The 16,589-nt window shown below is 72.1% G+C and carries 12 protein-coding genes; 7 read left to right on the top strand and 5 right to left on the bottom strand.

The window, feature by feature from the left end:
* Positions 1-61 precede the first annotated feature (61 nt).
* A complete protein-coding gene (locus ACWEBX_RS07150) occupies positions 62-3,106 on the bottom strand; it encodes an alpha-mannosidase (protein ID WP_451883894.1) in 3,045 nt (1,014 codons plus the stop codon).
* Between the two features lie 269 nt (positions 3,107-3,375).
* Between ACWEBX_RS07150 and ACWEBX_RS07155 the strand changes: the two genes are divergently transcribed.
* Complete coding sequence (locus ACWEBX_RS07155) at positions 3,376-3,774, top strand: ATP-binding protein (RefSeq protein ID WP_451883907.1); 399 nt, start codon at positions 3,376-3,378, stop codon at positions 3,772-3,774.
* Positions 3,775-3,846: 72 nt separating this feature from the next.
* Here the strand turns inward: ACWEBX_RS07155 and ACWEBX_RS07160 are convergent, their stop codons facing one another.
* Together ACWEBX_RS07160 and ACWEBX_RS07165 are read right to left on the bottom strand one after the other, a co-directional pair.
* On the bottom strand, positions 3,847-4,884 hold the full coding sequence (locus tag ACWEBX_RS07160; protein ID WP_451883895.1) for a DUF2637 domain-containing protein: 1,038 nt from the start codon (positions 4,882-4,884) through the stop codon (positions 3,847-3,849).
* 335 nt (positions 4,885-5,219) lie between these two features.
* The gene (locus tag ACWEBX_RS07165; RefSeq protein ID WP_451883896.1) at positions 5,220-6,131 is read right to left on the bottom strand and encodes a (2Fe-2S)-binding protein; all 912 of its coding nucleotides are present in this window, start codon (positions 6,129-6,131) and stop codon (positions 5,220-5,222) included.
* A gap of 392 nt (positions 6,132-6,523) precedes the next feature.
* Between ACWEBX_RS07165 and ACWEBX_RS07170 the strand changes: the two genes are divergently transcribed.
* The gene (locus ACWEBX_RS07170) at positions 6,524-7,420 is read left to right on the top strand and encodes a GntR family transcriptional regulator (protein WP_451883908.1); all 897 of its coding nucleotides are present in this window, start codon (positions 6,524-6,526) and stop codon (positions 7,418-7,420) included.
* A gap of 165 nt (positions 7,421-7,585) precedes the next feature.
* Here ACWEBX_RS07170 and ACWEBX_RS07175 read toward each other — a convergent pair whose 3' ends face one another.
* Both ACWEBX_RS07175 and ACWEBX_RS07180 read right to left on the bottom strand, forming a co-directional pair.
* Positions 7,586-8,365: a hypothetical protein gene (locus ACWEBX_RS07175; protein ID WP_451883897.1), complete on the bottom strand. Its 780-nt coding sequence runs from the start codon at positions 8,363-8,365 to the stop codon at positions 7,586-7,588.
* Between the two features lie 136 nt (positions 8,366-8,501).
* Positions 8,502-10,175, bottom strand: coding sequence for a PucR family transcriptional regulator (locus ACWEBX_RS07180; protein WP_451883898.1), 1,674 nt, complete (start codon positions 10,173-10,175; stop codon positions 8,502-8,504).
* 443 nt (positions 10,176-10,618) lie between these two features.
* Here ACWEBX_RS07180 and ACWEBX_RS07185 point away from each other — a divergent pair, with 443 nt between their 5' ends.
* The 5 genes from ACWEBX_RS07185 to ACWEBX_RS07205 form a co-directional block, all read left to right on the top strand.
* Positions 10,619-11,509: an FAD binding domain-containing protein gene (locus ACWEBX_RS07185; protein WP_451883899.1), complete on the top strand. Its 891-nt coding sequence runs from the start codon at positions 10,619-10,621 to the stop codon at positions 11,507-11,509.
* Positions 11,509-12,111 (top strand): (2Fe-2S)-binding protein, encoded by a 603-nt coding sequence (locus ACWEBX_RS07190; RefSeq protein ID WP_451883900.1) that lies wholly within the window; start codon positions 11,509-11,511, stop codon positions 12,109-12,111. The genes ACWEBX_RS07185 and ACWEBX_RS07190 overlap by 1 nt, the downstream gene beginning before the upstream one ends.
* 2 nt (positions 12,112-12,113) lie before the next feature.
* The gene (locus tag ACWEBX_RS07195; RefSeq protein WP_451883901.1) at positions 12,114-14,501 is read left to right on the top strand and encodes a xanthine dehydrogenase family protein molybdopterin-binding subunit; all 2,388 of its coding nucleotides are present in this window, start codon (positions 12,114-12,116) and stop codon (positions 14,499-14,501) included.
* 234 nt (positions 14,502-14,735) lie between these two features.
* Positions 14,736-16,199, top strand: coding sequence for an NCS2 family permease (locus tag ACWEBX_RS07200; protein ID WP_451883902.1), 1,464 nt, complete (start codon positions 14,736-14,738; stop codon positions 16,197-16,199).
* Positions 16,200-16,242: 43 nt separating this feature from the next.
* A partial coding sequence (locus tag ACWEBX_RS07205) for an XdhC family protein (protein WP_451883903.1) occupies positions 16,243-16,589 on the top strand: 347 nt, incomplete at its 3' end.

The raw sequence follows: 16,589 nt of genomic DNA on the forward strand, positions 1-16,589 counted from the left end.
CACTCCCCAGAAGGAGAGGTCGGCAGGCCTGGGATGGTTCCACCTTCGCGGGCCCCGCCTTTCACACTCCTGTGCCGTGGTCCCGCCGGGCGGGCCGCAGGCGCAGGGTGAGGATCTGGAACGGCCGCAGCTCGATCTCCGACGGGGCCTCCCGCAGCGGCCGTTCCAGCAGGTCGGTCACCTCGGCCCGGGCCACCGGGAAACCGGCGGTCACCCGCGCGCGGGCCCGCCCGCCCCGTGACTCGTACAGCCGCACCACGACATCGCCGCTGCGGTCCTCCGCGAGCTTGACCGACTCGACGGTGACGGCGGGGTCGCCGACGCTCACCAGCGGTCCGCATTCCGGCACCGAGGCCCGGCGCAGCGGCAGATTGAGCGCGAGTCCCTCCGCCACGGCGTCCCCGACACCGGCCCCCGGCAGCAGCGCGTACGTGAACCGGTGCGTGCCGAGATCGGTCTCGGGGTCCGGGCTGTGCGGGGCGCGCAGCAAGGTCAGCCGTACGGTGGTGCCGAGGCCGTCGGCATGCGGTGTGCGGGTCACGTCGTGGCCGTACGTCGAGTCGTTGAGCACGGCGACGCCGTACGACTCCTCGGCGACCCGCAGCCAGCGGTGGGCGCAGATCTCGAAACGGGCCGCGTCCCAGCCGGTGTTGGCGTGGGTGGGCCGGTGGACGTGACCGAACTGGATCTCGGCGGCGGACCGTTCGGCCTGGACGTCGAGCGGGAACGCGGCCTTGAGGACCTTCTCCGACTCCTGCCAGTCGACGTCGGTCACGATGTCCACCCGGCGGCTCGCGGCGGTCAGCCGGATCTCCTGGACGATCCGGGAGGAGCCGAAGGCCCGGGTGACGCGCACGGTGGCCCGCAGCGGCCCGCTCTCCACCAGCTCCACCGACTCGGCGGCCGTCAGGTCCGTGCGGGTGCGCCGGTAGTGCCGGTCGATGTCCCAGGCGTCCCAGGCGTTGGGGTGGTCGGGGTGGAGCTGGAGCAGATTGCCGGGGGCGCACAGGACCTCCCGGTCGTGCGCGAGATCCCGTACCGAGGTCAGCAGCCCGTCGGCGTCGATCCGCACCCGCAGCCGGTCGTTCTCCAGCACGATGGCACCGTCGGCCTGCCCGGCCCGCACGGTGGGGCCGGGGCCGGGGTCGGGGCCGGCCGGTACGACGGCCGTTCCCAGCCCCGGAACGGTCACCACCCAGTCCCCGGCCACCTCGGTCCGCTCGTACGGCGAGGCGTTCAGCACCGCGGGCGAGCCGGACCCCAGGGCCCGTACCGCCTCCGCGGTGATCTCCTCGAGCTCCGCGAGCACCCGCGCGTACGTCTCGCGTGCCTCCCGGTGCACCCAGGCGATGGAGGAGCCTGGCAGGATGTCGTGGAACTGATGGAGCAGCACGGTCTTCCAGAGCCGGTCCAGCGCGTCGTACGGGTAGCTGTACGACGGATCGCGCACGGCGGCCGTCGCACACCACAACTCGGCCTCGCGCAGCGCGTGTTCGGAGCGGCGGTTGCCCTGCTTGGTCTTGGCCTGCGTGGTGTAGGTGGCCCGGTGCAGCTCCAGATACAGCTCGCCCGACCACACCGGCGCGTGTGCCCCGTACTCCTCCTCGGCGGCGGCGAAGAACGCCTCGGGTTTCTCGATCCGGACCGTGGGCGAGCCCTCCAGGGACCGCAGACGGCGGGCCTTCTCCAGCATCTCGCGGGTCGGGCCGCCCCCGCCGTCGCCCCAGCCGAACGGGGCCAGCGAGCGGGTGGCCAGGCCCTTCTCGGCGAAGTTGCGTTCCGCGTGGGCCAGTTCACTGCCGTGGAACTGTGAGTTGTAGGTGTCGACGGGCGGGAAGTGGGTGAAGACCCGGGTGCCGTCGATGCCCTCCCACCAGAAGGTGTGGTGGGGCATCTTGTTGGTCTGGTTCCAGCTCAGCTTCTGGGTGAGGAACCAGCGGACGCCGGCGAGCTTGGCCAGTTGCGGGAAGGCGGCCGTGTAGCCGAAGGAGTCCGGCAGCCAGATCTCCTCGGTCTCGACGCCCAGCTCCTCCCGGAAGAACCGCTTGCCGTGCACGATCTGCCGGGCCAGCGCCTCACCGCCGGGCATGTTGGCGTCGGACTCCACCCACATGGAACCCACCGGAGCCCAATTGCCCTGCTCCACCGTCTTCTTGATGCGTTCCCAGAGGTGCGGCTGGTGCTCCTTGACCCAGGCGTACTGCTGGGCCTGGGAGCAGGCGAAGACCAGTTCCGGGTAGTCGAGGGCGAGCGCGGTGACGTTGGCGAAGGTCCGGGAGGCCTTGCGGACCGTCTCGCGCAGCGGCCACAGCCACGCTGAGTCGATGTGCGCGTGTCCGGTCGCCGAGACGCGGTGCGCGCTGGCCGACGCGGGCCGCGCCAGCACCTCCGTCAGCTCGGCCCGAGCTGCCGCGGCCGTGCCGGACACGTCGTGCAGATCGAGGGCGTCGAGCATGTTCTCCAGGGCGCGCAGGATCTCGTGGCGTCGCGGCCGCTGCGGATCCAGCTCGTACATCAGTTCCGACAGGACCTCGGTGTCGAGGACCAGATGCCACACGTCTTCGTCCAGTACGGCGAGATCGGCAGCCGCGAATCGGTAGATCGGCCCATCCCCGGCGGTCAGCACGTCTCCCAGACGTGTGGGCTCGAAGCCGTGCAGGACGGCGGGGTTCGCGGCCGCCTCCAACAGCAGGCGCACCGCCTCGCCTCCCCTCGCCGGCGCCCCGACCGTCAGGTGGCGGTTGCGCGGGTGGATGCCCTTGAGGGGGACGCCCGAGGGGTCGTACAGCAGTCCCTCCGCCTGGAAGCCGGGCCCGTCCCCGGTGAACCCGGGGTCGATCACCACCTCCACGCGACGCCCCGACCATTCCCCGGGCACCCGGCCCTCGATGCGGAACCAGGTCGTCGACCAGGGCTTTCCCCAGACCGTGCCGGCCGTGAAGGGCTCGTAGGAGGCTTGGAGCGCCTGCCCGACGGGCACCGGCTCGCCCGGCACATGCCATGCGGAGAGCGTGAGCGGGACCCGCTCCCCGTACTGGGCGGGGCGCAGGAACTGCCGCAGCGCGCGCTCCAGACGGGCCTCCACCTGCGAACGGTCGTCGTGCACGGCGGCTCCTCGGCGCTCGGACGGCTCTGTCGAAGGCTTCACTTCCCCGTGCGGGCGTCGCGCACCCGTGGCCGTACGAGGGCTGGTTGATGATTCGACATGACTGTCACGTTCCCGAAGAGGGCATGGATCCCGTGAACGTGTTCGAGCAGAGGGGACCCGACATCGGCACGCAGGCGGGGGTCATGAAGCGGCAGGCACCAGGAGGTGGTCCCATGACCAGAGGGGCCTTCTCCACCGAAACAGTGGAGGAAGCGTCCGAGGGGGCGATGGACGGACCGGACGGCGCGCAGCTCAGGCGCCGGCTGGGCAAGGCGGATCTGCGGGCGGTGCCCGAAGCACGCAGGGCGCTGAGGGAACACTTACGGCAGTGGGGGAAACCGGGCAGGGCCGAGACGGCGGAGCTCCTGACCAGCGAGCTCGTCACCAACGCGTTGATCCATACGGATGACGACGCCGTCCTGACCGCGACGATCGGACCGCGCGCACTGCGCGTGGAGGTCCGGGACTTCGTGGGACGCAGGCCCAGACTGTGCGCACCGAACGCCGACGACGGTACGCACGGCAGAGGTCTCGTCCTCGTCCAGTCCCTGGCCGACGCGTGGGGCGTCCGGTCGCACGGGGTGGGCAAGGCGGTGTGGTTCGAACTGAACGGCGACGCGGTGTAGGAACACCGCGCCGCCGCTGTCGTGTCCGGGCCCGTCCGGAACTCCGGACGGGCTGTCCGGGCCGCCTACGGATCAGCCGAACTGCCGTTCGAGATCCTTGAGTTTGCGCTCCAGGGAGTCGAGCCGGGGCAGGGCCATCGTGTCGTCCTCCGTGGTGAGGTCGACGGTGATCGGCTCGGTGCTCTTGCGGACGGGAGTGAGGGAGGGCCGCGACCGGACGGGAAGCTGCTCCGCGGCGGATGTGGATATCGCAGGCTCCGTGGAGGCTCCGGCGGGCGCCCGCTCCACGGTCGTGGTCTCCAGTTCCCGTGCGGCGCCGCGTCCGGGGAAGCCGCGGCTGAGCGCCTTGAGGTGCGCCCGCTCCACCCGCTCCTCGTTGCGGCGGCGCAGCCGGTTCTGCTCCTTCTGGCGCCGGTCCTCGCGCACCTCGTCCACGGCCTCGTCCAGGGACCGGACGTTCTCCAGGAGCATCAGCGACCACGCGCTGTACGTCTCACGGGGTGCGCGCAGCCAGCGGACGATACGGATCTGCGGCAGCGGACGCGGCACCAGGCCCTGCTCGCGCAGGGCGGCCCGGCGGGTCTGCTTCAGGGCCCGGTCGAACAGGACGGCGGCCGACAGGGACATGCCCGCGAAGAACTGCGGAGCGCCCGCGTGGTCGATGCCCCTGGGCGCGTGCACCCAGTTGAACCAGGCCGCGGCACCGGCGAAGGTCCACACGAGTATGCGGGAGCCGAGCGCCGCGTCGCCGTGGCTGGCCTCGCGCACCGCGAGGACGGAACAGAACATCGCCGCCCCGTCCAGGCCGAACGGGACGAGGTACTCCCAGCCGTCGGAGAGGCCGAGGTTCTGCTGGCCGAAGCCGACCAGGCCGTGGAAGGAGAGTGCCGCCGCGACGGCGGCACAGCAGAACAGCAGGACATAGGAGGCCGTGCCGTAGACGGCTTCCTTACGCCTGCGGCGCTCCTCGGTGCGCTCCCACGAGTCGTCGCTGCTCGTGCTGTCCCCGGACCGCTTGCCGCGTGCCAGCACCGCCACCGCCGCCAGCAGGCCCAGGAGCAGAACGGCGCCTGGAAGCAGCCAGTTCAGCGATATGTCGGTCAGTCTCATCGGGGGTCCCTTGCATGGGGAGAGGGCGTAACGCCCGCCATAGTGGCCCAATCACATCGGCCCTCAGGGGTATTCGGGGCAAGAGGCCGCCAAGGAAGTGCAGGAAGGTGCGCAGGGCGACTCTCTGCTCGAACTGCCGCGCGAGAGACGGGAGTTGAGTACGAATAAGACTACCCATACGGGTGGTTCCGCGGAAAGTTCCTGGGACAAGTGAGGAATGTGTGAAGTACCTGTGATCCGTGGATGCTCCTGGGGCGCCGCGCGGGTTCCCCGAGAGTGCCGCGACCGGATCCGGTCCCGGGGGTGCGTACGGTCGCGCGCTCGCCCCGGTCGTGTCAACTCGACTGGGCGGTGGCTGACTTGGTGATCCGGTCCGCGTCGCAGGTGCGCGGGCAGGTGGCGCAGGTGTCGTCGGGGTGCACGGTGTAGAAGAGGCAGCAGCTCACCCGGTCGCGGGTCGGCAGGGACTGCCCTTCGGGACCGGTCAGTTCGCGGAAGGACGGCGAACCGACGTACGGCCGGGTCGAGTCCGGGAGCAGCAGTTCGAGCTCGCGCATCGCGCGCCGTTCCTCGCCGAGCAGATCGGCGACGTACCAGAGGCCTTCGACTATCTCGTCCGTGGCCATGCCCCACAGTGCCCGGCCGCGCCGCCGCATGCGCGGCCCGAAACCGCCGAGGATCGGCTCCAGGTGCTCGGCCACCGCGGACCGCACCTCCGCGCGCAGCGCCTCCTCGTCCGGTACGACGCGGGCGCCCGGCAGGGTGGCGGCCGGGTCGTCCGGCAGGCAGGCGAACGTGGTGATCCGGACGGCCATCCGGCCGAGCTCACGCTGGAATGTGACGTCCTCCACAGGCAGGCGGGGCACCCGGCGCCGAAGGAACCACGGCACGGTGATCAGCAGGCAGGCCGGCCAGGCGTAGCGGTGCAGTCCGAAGCCGGCCACGACGTCCGGCCGTGCCCGGGTGCCGTAGTCCCGGAGCACCTGGGCCTCGTCCCAGGCGAGGAACGCGTCGAGGTCGGGGCCGCCCTCGGCGAGCCGGGCGGCGGCGGCCCAACCCGCGCCCCGCGGGGCCGTTTCGCCCGCTCCCAGCTCCGTGACGCTCAGGTCGGGGAAGACCTCGGTCAGCCGCGCGTAGGCCTCGGCGACGGGCGACACGCCGGCGGCGAGCGCGCCCGGACCGGCCGGGGCGGGCGTGGCCGCCGGGACGGTCGTGGCGGCTTCGGCCAACAGCGTGGGAGTGGACATGCGGAACCATCGCTTCACGATCGTTAGCAGGTAAGCCTTACCTTACCCTGTCGCGCGGGTGTTTGAACCGGGCCCGTGTGCGCCTATCGTGCTTGACGGACTGGTAACAACCGACACCATGACCCCCAGTACCACCGACGTACCACCGACCCGGAGGAGGAACCGTGGAACAGGCCGGTCCGCGCAGCGCGCACGGCTCCACCGGGCCGTGGGCCCCGGACATCCAGGCGGGCGCCCTCCGGGTTCCGCGGCAGCCGGGGCCCGTGGACGCGGGGCGGGTCGGGGCGCTGCCCGCGGGAGTCGTGGGCGACGGACCCGGCGCCGGACCGGGTGGCGGTCTTCCCGTCGTCCTGGCCTCGGCCCGTGGTGAGCACACGCACAGCGAGGCGCCGATCCCGCGCCCGCGCACCGAGGGCACCCGTCCCGCCGTACGCGCGGACGACGCCCACCCCGCGCCGAACCCCGGGGCCGCCGGGCCCGCGCCCGCCGGCCGCCCGGAGAACACCGGCCCCACCCGGACGGACGAGGCCCGGCCGGGAGCGGACACCCAGGGCGCCCGCGTCGCGCGCACCGAGGAGGCCCGCCCGGGGGCACGCGAGCCGAACGCCCGCCCGGCGCACCGGGAGGAGGCCCGCCCGGCCGTCCGCGCCGAGACCGCCCGTCCCGTCGTTCAGCGCGCCTCCGTGCGGGGGCAGATCCTCGACGCCCTGCGTACCGCGCTCGTATCGGGTGAACTCGCCCCCGGTGCGGTGTACTCGGCGCCCGCGCTCGGCGAGCGGTTCGGGGTGTCGGCGACGCCCGTCCGGGAGGCGATGCAGCAACTCGCCCTCGAAGGCGCCGTCGAGGTCGTCCCCAACCGGGGCTTCCGCGTCATCGAGCGCGGCACCCGGGAACTGGCCGAACTCGCCGAGATCCGGGGCCTGATCGAGGTCCCGGTGATGCTCCGGCTCGCGCGCACCGTGTCCGCCGCCCGCTGGGCCGAGCTGCGCCCGCTCGCCGAGGCCACCGTGCGGGCCGCCACCTCGGGCTGCCGTGCGACCTACGCGGAGTCCGACCGTTCCTTCCATCGCGCGGTCCTCGCCCTCGCGGGCAACGCGCAGTTGGTGCGCATCGCCGACGATCTGCACCGCCGTGCCCAGTGGCCGCTCGTCGGCGGTCCCGTCTCCCGGGGCCGCGCCGACCTGGTGGCCGACGCGGCCGAACACACCGCGCTGCTGGACGCGTTGATCGCCGAGGACCTGACGGTCGTCCAGGCGCTGGTGCGCGAACACTTCACCGGCGCGCCCTGACGGAGCCGTTCCAGGAGGAACGCGGGGCTCCACCAGGAGCGCCGGTCCCGTACGGCCATCGCTCCTGTACGGGCGCCGGCCCCCGCACGGGTGCGGGGGCTCCTGCCGACGGCAGCCGTCCGGCCCCGGGCCTGGTCCGGCCGCGGACGTGCGCCCCGTACCCGATCAGGCCGTGGCAGCCGGGGGTACCGGGGTCAACTGGTCCGCCAGCCACAGGGGAACGCCCCCGAGCAGGCGGAACAGACGGCCCGCCTCCGCCCGTAGCCGCGACGCCTCCGGCTCGGTCTCGGCGTCGGCGAGGGACGCCAGCGCCGGTGCCGTACCGACCAGGTACCCGAGTTCCTCGCGGATCCGCAGGGATTCGGCGAACCCGTGCCGGGCCTCCGCCAACTCCCCTTCGTGCAAGGCGATTCCGGCGAGATGCCGCCAGGTGAAGGACAGCAGCAGCGCGTCGTTCTGGGCGGTCGCGCCCGCGTGCGCCCGCCGGTACGCGGCGCGGGCCGCCTGCGGCGCGTGCGCGAGGTTCTCGGCGAGCAGCCCGCGCCGGAAGTCCAGCAGCGCCCTGCCCGGCGCGCCCGGCGCGAGCAGTGCCGCGGCCCGGCCCAGCGCCGCGCGGGCCTCGTCGGCCCGGTCGCGCACGCCCAGCAGGGTCGCCGCGTAGGCGAGTTGGCCCCGCTCGCAGGCGGCGGCACCGCGCTCGTCGTCGCTCTGCGCCAGCGCCTCGGCGGTGCGCAGCGCATCCTCCGCGTCGGCCCAGCCCTGCTCGGTGTAGAGACAGCGCTCGACCAGGAGCGACGCTCTCTGCAGCGCCGGCCCCGCCGCGTGCGGCTGGATCAGCGCGGCCGCGTCGGCCCAGCAGGCGCGCGAGCGCAGCCGCCATACCGCGGTCTGGAGTGGATCGTCCCCTGCAGTCGTTCCGGTACCAGACATGGCGGTATGCGCCACGTTGCCCTCCCCGAGCACGCCATTGAGCTGTTGAGTGGTGGCATCTCAGCACGGATCACCGGGCCCGGCCAAGGGGGTGGGTGAAGGATTTCACAAAGTCGTCGGTCCCGTAACGCGCCGCGGAGGGCTCCCGGAGTCAGCTCATCCGCAGTGCCAGGAAGAAGTCCAACTTGTCTTCCAGCCTCGACAGATCACGACTCGTCAACTGCTCGATACGTCCGACGCGGTAGCGCAGCGTGTTGACGTGGAGGTGCAGACGGGCCGCACAGCGCGTCCAGGACCCGTCGCAGTCCAGGAACGCCTCCAGGGTCGGGATCAGCTCCGCGCGGTGCCGGCTGTCGTACTCGCGCAGCGGGTCCAGCAGACGGGCGGTGAAGGCGCGGCGCACGTCGTCCGGGACGAACGGCAGCAGCAGGACGTGCGAGGCCAGCTCCTGGTGTCCGGCGGCGCAGACCCGTCCGGGGCGGGCCGCGGCGACCCGGCGGGCGTGCCGCGCCTCCTCCAGGGCGCCGCGCAGCCCCTCGGCGGAGTGGACGGCCGCGCTGACGCCGATGGTGAGTCGCCCGTCGTCGTTCAGACCGGCCGAGAGCGGTTCCCGTACGGCCGTCAGCAGGGTGTCGGCGTGCAGACCGGGCTCGGAGCCGTCCTCGTCGGAGGCGACCGCCGGAAGGGGGACGAGCGCGACCGCCTCGTCCCCCGTGTGGGCGACGGCGATCCGGTCGGAGAGTTCGGGGCCCGGCGACAGCGGGTCGACGAGGATCTCCTCCAGCAGCGCCTGGGCGACCGGGCCGCCCGCGATCTCGCCGCCGTCCCACTCGACGCGCGCCACCACGACCTGCCAGTGCGGGGCCGCGCCGAGGCCCGGCAGCAGTACCGGCGCCGCGACCCGCAGCCGGGCCGCGATCTCGGCGGGCGCGGCCCCCGTCTGGACCAGCTCCAGGACCTCCTGCGCGAGCCGTCGGCGCACCGTGCGCGCCGCGTCCCGCCGGTCCCGCTCCACCGCGATGAGCTGGGTGACGCCCTGGAGCAGGTCGAGCCGCTCGTCGGGCCAGTCCCCGGCGTCCGCCTCGACGGCGAGCAGCCAGTCGGAGAGGACCGTCTCGCGGACGTCCCGGAAGGCGCCCGTGGCCCGGCCGGAGGAGCGGACCGGGAAGAGCGAGTACATCGCCGGGCCCACGGTCACCCGGTGCGGCCCCCGGCGCCCGCTGCGGACCGCCGCCAGATGCGCCGCGGCCAGCTCGGCGCGGGTGCCCGCGGGCAGCGCGCCGCCCGCGAGCTTCGAGCCCGCGATGGGCCGTCCGGCGGGGGAGAGGACCCAGGCGCGCAGGTCGAGGTCGGTGCCGAGGAGATCGAGGACGACGTCGGGGCCGCCGCCCGCGGGGCCCGAGGTCATCATCCGCCGGTGCCGCTCGACCACGGCGGCGAGATCCCCGGCGCGCTCGCCGGAGACCTGGCGCACGACGTGCTCGGTGATCGTGGCGAAGGCGACCGACTCGTTCACGGCGAACAGCGGCAGCCGGTGCCGGGCGCAGGCCACGATCAGGTCGTCGGGGATGTCGCCGAGCTCCGCCTCGCCCGCGGCCAGGGCCGCCACCCCGGTGCCCACGAGGATGCGGACGAACGGTTCGGAGTCCTCCGCGTCGTGCCGCCAGGCGAGGCCGGTGAGGACCAGCTCGCCGCCCGAGAGGTAGCGGCTCGGGTCCTTGAGGTCGGTGGTCATCACGCCGCGCACGGTGCGGTCGAGCTCGTCCTCGCCGCCGAGCAGCCGCAGGCCCAGCGCGTCCGTGTCCAGCAGTGCGCGCAGCCGCATTCTCGTCGCCGCCGTTCTTTGTCTCGAAATCTACGATGGATCGGTGGTGAGGCCCTTCGGCGTCCCGGGCTCCGCGGAGCGGTCCGTGGGTTCCGGTCACCGGCGGTACCGGTCCCGGGGCCTCGGGTTCCATCGGGCCGCGTCCCCGTTTCCACCGGGGCCGTGTCCCTGCTTCCAGAGGACCGGCCGTCTGTTTCCGGAGGACTGTGCTGATTGTTTCCAGAGGAAAACGAAGAGGTTGCCGATGGCCTCGGTTCATACGAATCTACAAGATGCGCGCGCTGGCCAGCGAACTCCTTCATGGTTTCGGTGACTGACCCCGGCGCCGGAGCCCGCTGTGTACTGACCTCACTCCGCTGTTGAGACCTCTTGAACGAGCCGAGGACGCCGCACCCGATCTGGCTTGATCAGAACGCCCACGACACGAATGAAGAGAGCCACTCATGGACTTCCTTCGCCCCGCCAGTTGGGAGGAGGCGCTCGCCGCGAAGGCCGAGCACCCCACCGCTGTGCCGATTGCGGGTGGCACCGACGTGATGGTCGAGATCAACTTCGATCACCGCAGGCCCGAGTACCTGCTCGACCTGAACCGCATCGGGGAGCTGAGCGACTGGGAGGCCGGCGGGAAGAGCGTGCGCCTGGGTGCCTCCGTCCCGTACACCGGGATCATGGAGCACCTGCGCCGTGAGCTTCCCGGGCTGGCGCTCGCCTCCCACACGGTGGCCTCCCCGCAGATCCGCAACCGCGGCGGTGTCGGCGGCAACCTCGGCACCGCCTCCCCGGCCGGCGACGCCCACCCCGCCCTCCTCGCGGCGGGTGCCGAGGTCGAGGCCGAGTCGGTGCGCGGTTCGCGGCTGATCCCGATCGACGACTTCTACACCGGCGTGAAGCGCAACGCGCTCGCGCCCGACGAGCTCATCCGCGCCGTCCACATCAAGAAGGCGGACGGACCGCAGCAGTACTCCAAGGTCGGCACGCGCAACGCCATGGTGATCGCGGTGTGCGCCTTCGGCCTGGCCCTGCACCCCGAGACCCGTACGGTCCGCACCGGCATCGGCTCGGCCGCGCCCACCCCGGTCCGCGCGAAGACCGCCGAGGAGTTCCTGAACGCGGCGCTCGACGAGGGCGGCTTCTGGGACAACGGAAAGATCATCACCCCCTCGGTGGCGAAGCAGTTCGCCGTGCTGTGCTCCGCCGCCTGCAACCCGATCGACGACGTCCGCGGCACGGCGAGCTACCGCCGCCACGCGGTCGGTGTCATGGCCCGGCGCACGCTGATGTGGACCTGGGAGTCCTACCGCGGCACCGCCGCCCGTACGGAGGGAGTCGCGTAATGCGTGTCAACTTCACGGTCAACGGCCGCAGGCAGGAGGCCGACGACGTCTGGGAGGGCGAGAGCCTCCTGTACGTGCTGCGCGAGCGGCTCGGCCTGCCCGGCTCCAAGAACGCCTGTGAGCAGGGCGAGTGCGGCTCCTGCACCGTCCGTCTGGACGGTGTGCCCGTGTGTTCCTGTCTGGTCGCCGCCGGCCAGGCCGAGGGCCGCGAGGTCGTCACCGTCGAGGGGCTGGCCGACTTCGCCAAGCAGCGTGCCGAGCACGCCGGTTGTGCGACCGGGACCTGCAACACACGGGAGGTCGCGGGTGTTTCACTCGACGAGGCCCAGCAATGGGCGGCCAAGGGGCAGGACTCGCAGACCGGCGAGGGCGCCGAACTCTCGCCCGTGCAGCAGGCGTTCATCGACGCCGGAGCCGTCCAGTGCGGCTTCTGCACCCCGGGTCTGCTGATCGCGGCGGACGAGATGCTGGAACGCACCCCGAACCCGAGCGACGCGGACATCCGCGAGGCGCTCTCGGGCAACCTGTGCCGCTGCACCGGCTACGAGAAGATCATGGACGCGGTCCGCCTCGCGGCCGCCCGGCAGTCCGAGGCGGTCTGACCATGGGAACCACCGGCACACCCACGAACATCACCCAGGGCTCCCGCACCAAGGGAGGCGTCGGCGAGTCCACCCTCCGCCCCGACGGCACCCTCAAGGTCACCGGCGAGTTCGCGTACTCCTCCGACATGTGGCACGAGGACATGCTGTGGGGGCAGATCCTGCGCTCCACGGTCGCGCACGCCGAGATCGTGTCCATCGACACCTCCGAGGCCCTCGCGCAGCCCGGTGTGTACGCCGTCATGACGTACGACGACCTGCCCACCGAGGTGCGCAACTACGGCCTGGAGATCCAGGACACCCCGGTCCTCGCGCACGGCAAGGTACGTCACCACGGCGAGCCCGTCGCCATCGTCGCCGCCGACCACCCGGAGACCGCGCGCCGCGCCGCCGCCAAGATCAGGGTGGAGTACCGCGAGCTGCCGGTCATCACCGACGAGGCGTCCGCGACCGCGCCCGACGCGGTTCTCGTCCACGAGGGCCGCGACGACCACCACATCGGCCATGTCCCGCACCCGAACATCGTGCACCGTCAGCCGATCGTGCGCGGCGACGCCGAACAGGCCGCGAGGAGGGCCGACTTCGTCGTCCGGGGCGAGTACACCTTCGGCATGCAGGACCAGGCCTTCCTCGGACCGGAGTCCGGCCTCGCCGTGCCCTGCGAGGACGGCGGCGTCGAGCTCTACATCGCCACCCAGTGGCTGCACTCCGACCTGCGCCAGATCGCCCCGGTCCTCGGCCTGCCCGAGGACAAGGTCCGGATGACCCTCTCCGGGGTCGGCGGCGCGTTCGGCGGCCGCGAGGACCTGTCGATGCAGATCCACGCCTGTCTGCTGGCCCTGCGCACCGGCAAGCCCGTCAAGATCGTCTACAACCGCTTCGAGTCCTTCTTCGGGCACGTCCACCGCCACCCCGCGAAGCTGTACTACGAACACGGGGCGACCAAGGACGGCAAACTGACCCACGTCAAGGCGCGGATCGTGCTCGACGGCGGCGCCTACGCGTCGGCCTCCCCGGCGGTCGTCGGCAACGCCTCCTCGCTCGGCGTCGGCCCGTACGTGGTCGACGACGTCGACATCGAGGCGATCGCGCTCTACACCAACAACCCGCCCTGCGGGGCCATGCGCGGCTTCGGCGCGGTCCAGGCGTGCTTCGCGTACGAGGCGCAGATGGACAAGCTCGCCGACCGGGTGGGCATGGACCGGGTCGCGTTCCGTCAGCTCAACGCGATGGAACAGGGCTCGCTCCTGCCGACCGGACAGCGCGTCGACTCACCGGCCCCGGTCGCCGAACTCCTGCGCCGCGTCAAGGCGATGCCCCTTCCGCCCGAGCGGCAGTGGCTGTCCGCGGGCGAGGCCGCGGACGTACGGCAGTTGCCCGGCGGTCTGTCCAACACCACGCACGGCGAGAGCGTCGTCCGCGGGATCGGGTACGCCGTCGGCATCAAGAACGTCGGCTTCTCCGAGGGCTTCGACGACTACTCGACGGCGCGGGTCCGCATGGAGGTCGTCGGCGGTGTGCCGGTCGCCACCGTGCACACCGCGATGGCGGAGGTCGGTCAGGGCGGCGTCACCGTCCACGCGCAGATCGCCCGCACCGAACTGGGTGTCGCCCAGGTGACCATCCAGCCGGCCGACACCCGTGTGGGCAGCGCCGGTTCGACGTCCGCCTCCCGTCAGACGTACGTCACCGGCGGCGCCGTCAAGAACTCCTGCGAGCTGGTCCGCGAGAAGGTCCTGGAGATCGGCCGCCGCAAGTTCGGTACGTACCACCCCGCGTGGGCCACCGCCGAACTCCTCCTGGAGGGCGGCAAGGTCGTCACCGACGGCGGCGAGGTGCTCGCCGATCTCGCCGACGTGCTCGAAGGAGAGGCCGTCGAGATCGAGGCCGAGTGGCGCCACCGTCCCACCGAACCCTTCGACCTGCGCACCGGGCAGGGCAACGGCCATGTCCAGTACTCCTTCGCCGCGCACCGCGCCGTCGTCGAGGTGGACACCGAACTCGGACTGGTCAAGGTCATCGAACTGGCCTGCGCCCAGGACGTCGGCAAGGCACTCAACCCGCTGTCCGTCATCGGCCAGATCCAGGGTGGCACCACCCAGGGCCTGGGCATCGCGGTCATGGAGGAGATCATCGTCGACCCGAAGACCGCGAAGGTGCGCAACCCCTCCTTCACGGACTACCTGATCCCCACCATCCTCGACACGCCGACCATCCCCGTCGACGTGCTCGAACTCGCCGACGACCACGCCCCGTACGGGCTCCGTGGCGTCGGCGAGGCCCCGACCCTGTCGTCCACTCCGGCCGTCCTCGCGGCGATCCGGAACGCGACGGGTCTGGAGCTCGACCGGACGCCGGTACGCCCCGAACACCTCACGGGGACCGCGTAGGCGCCGGGCAGTCCTCTCCGGGCGGCACCGGGAACGTCACAGGCCGCCGCGCCGCCCGGAGGCAAGCACGGCAACGGAGTTCCTCTCGTTCCCATCGATTCCCACGTTCGTCTCGGGCCGTCCCCCGGGTCGTGCGGCCCAAGCACCTTCCCAAATCCCGCAACCGCACCAGCGGTTGACCAGCCGTCAGGACGGCTGTCCGGGTGTCCCTTTGAACCTTGGGAGCAGGCCCACATGACCCAGCAGTCACTGGAGCCGAAGACCACCGCGCAGGACGCGGGCGCGGGCAGCCGCGTCCCGGCCGGACGGTCTTGGCTCGACCGGTACTTCCACATCTCCCGGCGGGAGAGCTCGATCGCGCGTGAGGTGCGCGGCGGCGTCACCACCTTCATGGCGATGGCGTACATCCTGCTGCTCAACCCCCTCATCCTGTCCGGCAAGGACGTGGCGGGGGACGTGCTCGGGCAGAAGGCCCTGATCACCGCGACCGCGTTCGCGGCGGCCTTCACCACCCTTCTCATGGGCTTCGTCGGCAAGGTGCCGCTCGCCCTCGCCGCCGGGCTCTCGGTGTCCGGAGTGCTCTCCTCGCAGGTCGTCCCGCAGATGACCTGGCCGCAGGCCATGGGCATGTGCGTGATGTACGGCGTGGTCATCATGCTCCTGGTCGTCACCGGGCTACGCGAGATGATCATGAACGCGATCCCGCTGGCGCTCAAGCACGCCATCACCATGGGCATCGGCCTGTTCATCGCGCTGATCGGCCTGGTCAAGGCCGGCTTCGTGCACCAGGGCAAGGCCACCCCCCTCACCCTCACCCTCGGCCCCACCGGCGAACTCGCCGGCTGGCCGGTGCTGCTCTTCGCCGCGACCCTGCTGCTGATCTTCGCGCTCCAGGCGCGGGGGGTCCCCGGCGCGATCCTCATCGGCATCGTCTCCGGCACGGCCCTGTCCGTCGTCCTCGACGTGACCGGCGTCATCGCCCCCGGACAGTGGGCCGGCGGCGCCCCCGAACTGCACGGCAGCGCCGTCTCGATGCCGGACTTCTCGCTCTTCGGCAAGGTCGAGTTCGGCGGCTGGGGCCAGGTCGGCGCCATGACGGTCGGCATGATCGTCTTCACTCTGGTGCTGGCCGGCTTCTTCGACGCGATGGCCACGATCATCGGGGTCGGCACCGAGGCCGGACTGGCCGACGACCGGGGCCGGATGCCCGGCCTGTCGAAGGCGCTGTTCATCGACGGCGCCGGCGGAGCGGTCGGCGGAGTGACCGGAGCCTCCGGCCAGACGGTCTTCGTCGAGTCCGCGACCGGCGTCGGCGAGGGCGCCCGTACCGGCCTCTCCTCCGTCGTCACCGGCCTCCTCTTCGCGGCCTGCCTGTTCTTCACCCCGCTCACGGCGATCGTCCCGGGCGAGATCGCGGCGGCGGCCCTGGTGGTCATCGGCGCCATGATGATGACGAACGCGCGCCACGTCGACTGGGCCGACCGTGCCACCGCCGTCCCGGTCTTCCTGACGGTCGTGATCATGCCGTTCACCTATTCGATCACCGCGGGCGTGGCGGCCGGTGTGATCAGTTACGTCGCCATCAAGACCGCCCAGGGCAGGGCCAGGGAGATCGGGACCTTCATGTGGGGTCTGACGGCGGTCTTCTTCGTCTACTTCGCGCTCCACCCGATCGAGGGCTGGCTGGGCGTCCACTGACCGCCGCCCCCTTCCACGCAACCGCTGCCAAGGAGACCGAGACATGCTGGACATCGCCGAAGAACTGCACCGGTGGGTCGAGCAGGGCCGCGACTTCGCCGTCGCCACCGTGGTGGCGGTCGGCGGCAGCGCGCCCCGCCGGCCCGGCGCCGCGCTCGCCGTCGACGCCGACGGCACGGCGATCGGCTCGGTCTCGGGCGGCTGTGTGGAAGGGGCGGTCTACGACCTGTGCGCGCAGGCGCTGGAGGACGGCGAGACCGTCCTCGAACGCTTCGGCTACAGCGACGACGACGCCTTCGCGGTCGGTCTGACCTGCGGTGGCGTCATCGACATCCTGGTCACCCCGGTCCGCTCGCGGGACACCGCCCGACGGGCGGTGCTCGCGACGGC

The sequence above is a fragment of the Streptomyces sp. NPDC005070 genome (assembly GCF_053600395.1).

Bases quoted from the DNA above. Each gene is read 5' to 3' on its own strand.
- ACWEBX_RS07155 (WP_451883907.1), top strand. From the start codon at position 3,376: ATGGACGGACCGGACGGCGCGCAGCTCAGGCGCCGGCTGGGCAAGGCG.
- ACWEBX_RS07160 (WP_451883895.1), bottom strand. From the start codon at position 4,884: ATGAGACTGACCGACATATCGCTGAACTGGCTGCTTCCAGGCGCCGTT.
- ACWEBX_RS07165 (WP_451883896.1), bottom strand. From the start codon at position 6,131: ATGTCCACTCCCACGCTGTTGGCCGAAGCCGCCACGACCGTCCCGGCG.
- ACWEBX_RS07180 (WP_451883898.1), bottom strand. From the start codon at position 10,175: ATGCGGCTGCGCGCACTGCTGGACACGGACGCGCTGGGCCTGCGGCTG.
- ACWEBX_RS07185 (WP_451883899.1), top strand. From the start codon at position 10,619: ATGGACTTCCTTCGCCCCGCCAGTTGGGAGGAGGCGCTCGCCGCGAAG.
- ACWEBX_RS07190 (WP_451883900.1), top strand. From the start codon at position 11,509: ATGCGTGTCAACTTCACGGTCAACGGCCGCAGGCAGGAGGCCGACGAC.
- ACWEBX_RS07195 (WP_451883901.1), top strand. From the start codon at position 12,114: ATGGGAACCACCGGCACACCCACGAACATCACCCAGGGCTCCCGCACC.
- ACWEBX_RS07200 (WP_451883902.1), top strand. From the start codon at position 14,736: ATGACCCAGCAGTCACTGGAGCCGAAGACCACCGCGCAGGACGCGGGC.